The 7,701-nt window shown below is 38.0% G+C and carries 4 protein-coding genes and 1 pseudogene; 2 read left to right on the forward strand and 3 right to left on the reverse strand.

Annotated features, from left to right (window positions below):
- Positions 1-108: 108 nt before the first annotated feature.
- Positions 109-1,890, forward strand: a pseudogene (yidC, locus tag M23134_RS36710) (membrane protein insertase YidC); the annotation flags it as partial.
- Positions 1,891-2,044: 154 nt separating this feature from the next.
- On the opposite strand, the gene M23134_RS39545 reads toward yidC, so the two are convergent.
- On the reverse strand, positions 2,045-3,331 hold the full coding sequence (locus M23134_RS39545) for a YHYH protein (RefSeq protein WP_002706007.1): 1,287 nt from the start codon (positions 3,329-3,331) through the stop codon (positions 2,045-2,047).
- Between the two features lie 84 nt (positions 3,332-3,415).
- Positions 3,416-3,919 carry a DUF6702 family protein gene (locus tag M23134_RS36720; RefSeq protein ID WP_002706009.1) on the reverse strand — a complete coding sequence of 168 codons (504 nt, stop codon included), beginning with the start codon at positions 3,917-3,919 and terminating at the stop codon, positions 3,416-3,418.
- Positions 3,920-4,148: 229 nt separating this feature from the next.
- On the opposite strand from M23134_RS36720, the gene M23134_RS36725 reads away from it, so the two are divergent.
- Complete coding sequence (locus M23134_RS36725) at positions 4,149-6,440, forward strand: 7TM diverse intracellular signaling domain-containing protein (protein ID WP_002706012.1); 2,292 nt, start codon at positions 4,149-4,151, stop codon at positions 6,438-6,440.
- Between the two features lie 97 nt (positions 6,441-6,537).
- On the opposite strand, the gene M23134_RS36730 is transcribed toward M23134_RS36725, so the two are convergent.
- Positions 6,538-7,125 (reverse strand): hypothetical protein, encoded by a 588-nt coding sequence (locus M23134_RS36730; protein WP_045115068.1) that lies wholly within the window; start codon positions 7,123-7,125, stop codon positions 6,538-6,540.
- Positions 7,126-7,701 lie beyond the last annotated feature (576 nt).

Here is a 7,701-nt window from a genome sequence, read left to right on the forward strand (position 1 = left end):
GTGATGTGATGTATACTTTCAGTTTTTGACCAGATCCTAAAAGATCAAGATCCAAAAATGTGAAAGACACGGTTCAGATGAGCCAGAAAAACCCAAGACTCCAAAAAACAGCCAGTAGGCAAAACTAAACCTGCCGATTATGGTCAGTTTAAAAAGGCAAGTCAAGGCACAGCAAAAGAAATTACGCTTGAAAATAAAAACATTAAAGTATCCTTTAATACAAAGGGAGGACGGGTACACAAGGTGTTGTTGAAAAACTACAAAACCTACGATAAAAAACCTTTGTATTTGATGGATGGTACCAATAGTAAGATTGACCTTACTGTAGAAACCTCCGATAATAAGCAAATTAATCTTGCTGACTTGTATTTTAGCACCAATGCTGCTGCTAAGATTGAAGTAAAAAACAAGGCACAAAGCGTAAGTTTTAAGTTGGAGCTGGCACCCAATCAATACATAGAGCAAATCTATTCTTTAAAAGCCGATGGGTTTGAGTTAGGCTATGATTTGAAGTTTGTAGGGCTCGAAAATACCCTAAGAAGGCAGTCTGATGTGGCTTTTCACTGGGTAAACGAAATGAAACGCCTGGAATTTGACCTGGAGCAAAGCCGCCAAAAAGCAAAAATCAACTATTACCTCAGCAAAGGTGATTTTGAAGAATTGTCGGGGCTGACGGCTGAGTACCAACAAAAAAGAATCAAAGAAACTTTACATTGGGCTACTTTCAACCAAAAGTTTTTTACTACCGGACTAATTGCCAAAAACAAAAACTTTAATGCTGCAGTTTTTGCTACTGAAGTAAAAGACCCCAAAAGCAAGACCGTTGAGAAACACGGAGAAATAGACTTACTGGTGGGCAGCAACGATATCATAGCTGGCAAAGGGCAATTCTCTTTTTACTTTGGTCCTAACCAATACTATATACTAAAAAAGGTAGAAGCAGAAAGCTTTAGCGACAACGTATACCTTGGTTATCCGGTAGTAAACTGGTTTGCCAAATATCTGGTAGTACCACTGTTTGCTTTCCTCGAAGGGTTTGTGTCAAACTATGGAGTAATCATTATCTTGTTGAGTCTCATCATCAAGTCAATGCTTTTCCCACTTACGTACCGCTCTTACAAGTCTATGGCAAAAATGAAGGTGATCAACAAATACCTTCAGCCACGAATGGACGCTTTTAAAGAGAAGCATCGTAAAGAAAATGGTGGCAAAGAACCCGACATGCAAACCACCAGTATGCATCAACAGGAACTGTATAAAAAAATTGGACAAAGCCCATTTGCTGCTGTACAAGGGTGCTTGCCTATGCTGTTGCAAATGCCTATCTTGTTTGCAATGTTTATGTTCTTCCCAAGTGCCATCGAGCTTAGACAACAACCATTCTTATGGGCAAGCGATTTATCGGTATACGACCACGTCATTACATTCTCGTTTAACCTTCCATTCTTGGGCAATCACATCAGTATTTTCACCCTTTTGATGTCTATCTCATCTATTGGAATCACCATGACCAGTAACCAAAATACGGCCACAGCAGGTGGACCAAATGCTGGTATGATGAAGGTGATGATGTACATGATGCCGATTATCTTTTTCTTTGTGTTAAACTCTTACCCTTCAGGGCTGAGCTTTTACTACTTAATTCAAAACTTGATTACCCTAGGGCAGCAGCATCTAATCAAGCGTTATTTTGTAGACGAAGAAAAAATAGAAGCGAAAATAAGCAAGTTCGAAGCTGAGCAAAAGTACAAAGACAAGGCAACCAAGAAAAAGTCTCCTTTTCAGGTACGTTTGCAAGAGGCACAAGAAAAAGCAAGACAAGCACAGCAAGAAAGAGCAGAGAAAAAGAACGCTGCTCGGAATGCCAAAATGAATGATAAGAAAAAATAGGTCAATAGTTTTGATAAAAATAATCAAAGGAGAGTCTTAGGGCTCTCCTTTTTTTGCTGGAGCGGAGTGGTATAAATATAAAAACACAAGGGGCAAGTCTGATGCTTTGCCTCTTGTGTTTCTCTTGAGAAGATAGAGACCAATCTCTGATCACTTATTTTACAATAAACTTTTTTGTAATCTTATACTTTTCGCTGGCAATCTTGATAAAATAGATACCTGCTTCCAAGTCTCTTAGGGTGATTTGAGAAGTAGAGGCATCAGTGGTAGTTTGTATAATTGTTTCACCCAATAAATTTACTACACTCACCGTATAGGCAATGTGTTCTGGTAAGGCGATGAATATACTACCTTGACTTGGGTTTGGATATGCTTTAAAGTTGGCATATATTTCGTCAGAAACAGAAGTAGTAGAATAAGTACAACTACCATCGTCTATATCTGCATTGGTATTGAAATTTGTGGCAAATGGATCAAGACAACCATATACCGGAGTAGCACAATCGGTACCAGCGGTAGACTCAGGGCAAGATGCCGCAGGACCAATCCGGAAAGTGTGGTCTACATAAGTACCCTTGAAACAACGGGGAATATATGGATAATTGTCAGTCAATACATAGTAGTAAGTACCTTGTGGAAAATCAGGAGTGATGCCATATCTGCCATTACATTCATCCAAATCGCCACTGCTGAACTTGTAATCTTCGTAATAGTTACCATCATAATTGCCATCAGGCGCGCTAACTCCATCACCAGGGCGAGTCCCCGACTTTAATGAATAACCCGACGAAAGTCCTATAATAGCACTGGTAGTATCGGTTGCATTCTGATAAACATATTTGTAATAAATAGGAAAACCATCTGCGGCATATCCTACAATAGGAGAGTGTGATGTGCCACTGATCCCCAAGTTAGTAGTAAAGTAATTGGTAGGAATAGCGTGATAATGATATTCTCCAAAAGGGTTTAAATGTCCTCCATTATCAGTACCCATGTTTTTTCCAATACTATTAGAACTAGAGGTAGCCTCTACGTGCCACTCGATGTTATTTTCGCCTGTATTAGGATTTTGAAAGGTTTCGGCAGAGTTAGGGTCATATTTTACCCCGTTTATCGATACCCCAAATGTATATGTAGAAGTACAGCCTTTTTTTGTTTCGGTGGTTTCGTACAATGGGGTAAAAGCCGCTGCAGTGTCAGGATAGGCACAAAAGGCATACAGGTAATTACCCGCTGTTACGGTAAACTGAGGCTGTTTATAGTTATCAGTATGATCAGGGTAGTTATTGCTCACACAATAACGTACCGAACCCAGTGTGTCAATACATACTGCATTGGAGCTTTCATTGGCATAAATAGTGGTACTGTCACAACTAAGCGATTGCGATTTGACCAGTAAAGGCACAAACGCCAACAATACTAAAAGTGTAACCTTTTTCATGTATGAGGGGATGTTTATGAGTGAAAAATTAGAATATGTTGAATGGCTGTTTTTCAATCTAATAAATAAATGTCAGCGATTTTTCTATTTCGAGTAAGATACTTGAATGCTTTTGCGGCGGTGATTCAAAGAAAATGACCTGTTACGTTGATTAAGTAGGAATAAGGCTTTTACAATGGCATGGGTGTTGTACTTGAGTAAGTAAGTACTTGTTACTTGAATCTCTTGAATATTGTCAGCAAAAGACGCCTCAAAAGCGTATACCATGTGACGTTTTTGGAATTTTTGCCCGGTTTTATGGTAAGGTAACGCTTGATTATTGATCCGAATCTTGATATTTTGTCGGATATACTCATCAGCACAGGAGTTCATCATGTCTTGTGGAGAGCACTTTGCTTCTTTTTTAAGTGCCAATGCCAACAACCTCTTGTCAAACGTTGCAGTAATGTAGAGTGTATTATTACGCTGTTCAAACACAAGTTTACCCACTACCTCATCGTGTAGTAATACATCAGGAGAAGTAGTATGACCGGGTAAAGTGAATAGTAAGAGTGAAAAAATGATCAATGTCTTTTTTATCGTGTTCATAAGTGAAAATTGGCTTAGAGTAGGGTAAAAACAGTTGTGTAAATGAAGGAGACAAAAAAAAGGTGTTTGTAACCTGTATTTAAAAGAAAACTATAGTTGTGGGGGCTTGCCTCTACAAATGATCATGCCGGAATAACGATTGATTTGTACCCGATTTGCGGATAAATTGTAGTAAGTGTGTTTAACTTTGAAAGATTTCTCCTAATTTAGCTAAAATTATAGCATCAATATGTGGCAAAAGGTTTCCTATATTGTACTTTTTTGGATATTGAGTAACACTGTTTGCTTTGCTCAAACTTCAAAAACCAATTCAAATGTTCAGCATCAGGTAGCGGTCATTGCTAATCCTTCCAAAACCATCCATGAAAGTTTGAATCAATACCTCACTGTACTAGAAGATACCTCTAATAAACTCACTTATGAACAGATCAGTTCGCCTACATTTCAACAACAGTTTACCCCTTACAACCAACGAATTAAAGAATTTAAACATCAATATACCTATTGGGGAAAGATAATCTTGCAAAATCAAGTCAAGCGGAAAGACGATTGGTTGTTGCATATAGGCGGGCGCAATAGTGTAGTAGAATTGTATATACCACAGCCAGAGGGCAAAGCCCTGGTAAAAAAAGCAGGCGTTTTTGTTCCGGTTGCCCAAAAATCAGTCAATGAGGCCATTTTGTCGTTGGTCAAGATATACTTACCCTATCAAACCCCACAAACAATTTATATAAAAATTGTCATGTTTGATAAACGCACCCCCAAGTTTAACCTGGAGTTGCATGATTTACAAAACTACAATGAAGGTTTAAGGTGGGAGAGTTTGTTTCAAGGCATGTTTCAAGGTGTTTTTTGGATTATGATCTTGTACAATTTAGTCATTTTTTTTAGTACAAAAGACCGTACCTATTTGTACTACTCGTCTTATATGCTGTTTTTGGCTATCTACTTTCTTTATTTTCACGGTTTTATCAGAGAGTATTTTATTCCAGCACACCCTGCCTTAGACAGTTACATTTGGATTGTCACAGTAAGTATGATGTCGGTATTGTACTTTGGTTTTATGCGGGTTTTTTTGCATACCAAAGACATTATTTCCAGGATAGACCCTTTCGTAAGGGTGTATATGGGTATACGCATTGCCTTGATTCCAATAGAACTTATTTATTACTACTTCTCGTCTAATTATCCGCTCATGAATACCCTTTCGTTGGTATGTGGGGGCATTGATGCGCTGTTTTCGGCGGTGTTGTTTGTTGTATTGTATAAAACCGGCAGCATTACCGCCCGTTATTTTATTTTAGGAGCTCTTTCGCTCAATATTGCCGTCATTGCAGGCATATTTATCTATTCTTATTCACGTTTTGCCTACTCATTAGTATACCAGTCAGGAGCAGCTTTAGAAGTATTGCTCTTTTCGTTGGGATTGGGTTATAAAATCAAAGAGAATGAGCTGGAAAAACGCCGGGCACAGGCCGATTTGATAGAGCAACTACACCAAAACGACAAATTGCAAAAAAAGCATACCCAAGAGCTCGAAGACAAGGTGACAGAGCGCACGGCAAAGGTGCTGCAACAAAAAGAAGAGATTGCGGCACAATCTGAACACATGAAGGCGGCATTGAGTCAGTTGGGAGATAAAAACCGACAACTACAACGCACCAATAAACACATTACTGATAGTATCAACTATGCCCGAAGAATCCAGCAGGCTATTTTGTGTGATCAGGAAGAGATTACCCGAAACTTTAAAGACGCTTTTGTTTTGCTTGCACCCAAAGACATTGTTTCAGGTGATTTTTACTGGTTTAACGAAGATATTTTTGCCCATAAAAATGAACCTTTGGGTGTGCAAATTACTGCCCCACCAGTGTACGACGAAGAAGATGACAATAGCAAACGGTTGCATCCAAGGGTCAAGGTATTGATCGCAGCTGACGGTACGGGACACGGGGTACCAGGGGCTTTTATGACAGTAATGGGGCAAAACTTGTTGGATGAGATAATTTTAAATCAAAAAATCACTGAACCTTCGCAAATTTTATATGAACTAGACCATCGTTTGGCCAGTACTTTGCAAAAAACCCGTACCGAAAATAGCGCCCCCATCAATGATGGCATGGATGTATCTATACTGGCAGTAGACGAAAAAGCCGGCAAGGTGTATTTTTCGGGAGCCAAGCATCCTTTTTGGTATGTCCGCAACGGAGCAATACACCAGGTAAAAGGCTCTAAGTTTCCCATTGGCAGTAGTCAGTACCGGGTGAGTAAAGTGTTTGAAACTTTTACAATGGATATACAGCAGGGAGATGTTTATTATATTTTTAGCGATGGTTTTCAAGACCAGTTTGGGGGGGCATTGGGTCGCAAATACATGCGAAAGTATTTCAGAAAGTTTTTGCTTGAGATAAGTGGCAGACCACTTAAGATTCAGAAGCAACTGCTGGAGACTGAGCTAAGGGATTGGCAAGACACTAACCCACAAACAGATGATGTATTGATTATTGGGGTGAAAATGTAAACCTCTAAACATAAGTGTTTATATATACAAAAACCACCTAAACATTCGTCAATGTTTGGGTGGTTTTGATTAATAGCTTTGGTTTATAAAAAAATTATTACCAAGGTAATGTTGAGCTTTTTACCAAGCCTTGCTCATCAAAGTTTACTCGTGTACCTTGTGGGTAATAACTAACAGTGCCATCAGAGTTGATCAGTTGGGTAGAGGCACCCAATACGCCAAAAGTAACTCCTAAGTTATTTCGCTCAGGTGAGAAGTTAATCTCTGTTCCAGCTAAAAATCTGACTACTTTTCCATAAACACCTCTAGTAGTAACTATGGCGTCGCTATCAAGTCGGCCACGAAGGGCTCCAATAACTTTTGATGTTATATCAAAGTATATCATTGTCCCTTTCTTAAAAGTAGCCTTTTCTGTGCTTTTTTTAGCAGCTACTCTAACACGAGCATCTTCGGCCAAACGACCAGCAACAAGCTCACCTTTTGAATTTAAAAGCAAATCTAAATTATTATAAACCTTGATTTTGTCAAATTCCAAAAAGGGTGGAGCTACTTCTATGATTTGAGTAGTTCTACTACTTTGAGTAGCGGCAGTAGGTTTTTGTGGTTCTACGTTTTCTGATTTTTGGCAAGAAAACATGAAAGAAGTAATCGCAGCTAATGCGATTAGTTTGATCTGATTAGTCATTGATTTGTTTTTAATGTGAATATTTAATGAGAATATTAGTTAGCATGCTATTTTTGATCTCTCATTTTTATTTGTGTGATGCAAATGTAGTATAAGTTTTTGAATATACAAATTGTTACTTATACGCTTATTTGGTATAAAATTTTATTTATTATGTATTCTTTAGTATAAAGTAAATATTAGTTGATGATTTTTATTTGTTAATTTTATGAGCAATGTTAAATGTTTGAATATATTTTTTTGTAATTTTTTCATACTTTTATTGAGTGTTTGTGTTTTTGTGTGATGAGATAGTACTTTTCAATTTTATCGGTTAAACTATAAGGCATCGAGGCAAAAAATATTGGATAAAGAGCGTGTTACATCTTGTCGCTCACTTCTGCGTAAAAAACATGGGGGCTTTTAAAGTATTCATCTAAAAAATATAGTTTCTTTGTGTTACAATGACGAAAGTAAACATGTGAGCATTGATATTGATAAGTAATTAGTCAATTAAAAATATGGAAAAACAAATGGATGCTATTGAAGTGCTGGCAGATTTGCTGGGGTTTAATAATGGAGTAAACACCGATAGCA

Origin of the sequence: Microscilla marina ATCC 23134, from assembly GCF_000169175.1 — a bacterium.
Taxonomy (GTDB): Bacteria; Bacteroidota; Bacteroidia; order Cytophagales; family Microscillaceae; genus Microscilla; species Microscilla marina.

Bases quoted from the DNA above. Each gene is read 5' to 3' on its own strand.
- M23134_RS39545 (WP_002706007.1), bottom strand. From the start codon at position 3,331: ATGAAAAAGGTTACACTTTTAGTATTGTTGGCGTTTGTGCCTTTACTG.
- M23134_RS36720 (WP_002706009.1), bottom strand. From the start codon at position 3,919: ATGAACACGATAAAAAAGACATTGATCATTTTTTCACTCTTACTATTC.
- M23134_RS36725 (WP_002706012.1), top strand. From the start codon at position 4,149: ATGTGGCAAAAGGTTTCCTATATTGTACTTTTTTGGATATTGAGTAAC.
- M23134_RS36730 (WP_045115068.1), bottom strand. From the start codon at position 7,125: ATGACTAATCAGATCAAACTAATCGCATTAGCTGCGATTACTTCTTTC.